Source organism: Clostridioides sp. ZZV15-6388, from assembly GCF_020657755.1.
In the GTDB taxonomy this organism is placed as follows: Bacteria; Bacillota; Clostridia; order Peptostreptococcales; family Peptostreptococcaceae; genus Clostridioides.
In genome coordinates, this window is record NZ_JAGWCU010000112.1 from 1 (window position 1) to 440 (window position 440).

Annotated in this window: 1 rRNA gene; it reads left to right on the plus strand. The window is 53.6% G+C overall.

Annotated elements, in window-relative coordinates:
- Positions 1-440: ribosomal RNA gene (locus KGF48_RS19975) — 16S ribosomal RNA — on the plus strand; the annotation flags it as partial.

Here is a 440-nt window from a genome sequence, read left to right on the forward strand (position 1 = left end):
CCTACGGGAGGCAGCAGTGGGGAATATTGCACAATGGGGGAAACCCTGATGCAGCGACGCCGCGTGAGCGAAGAAGTATTTCGGTATGTAAAGCTCTATCAGCAGGGAAGATAATGACGGTACCTGACTAAGAAGCCCCGGCTAACTACGTGCCAGCAGCCGCGGTAATACGTAGGGGGCAAGCGTTATCCGGATTTACTGGGTGTAAAGGGAGCGTAGACGGCAAGGCAAGTCTGATGTGAAAACCCAGGGCTTAACCCTGGGACTGCATTGGAAACTGTCTGGCTCGAGTGCCGGAGAGGTAAGCGGAATTCCTAGTGTAGCGGTGAAATGCGTAGATATTAGGAAGAACACCAGTGGCGAAGGCGGCTTACTGGACGGTAACTGACGTTGAGGCTCGAAAGCGTGGGGAGCAAACAGGATTAGATACCCCTGTAGTC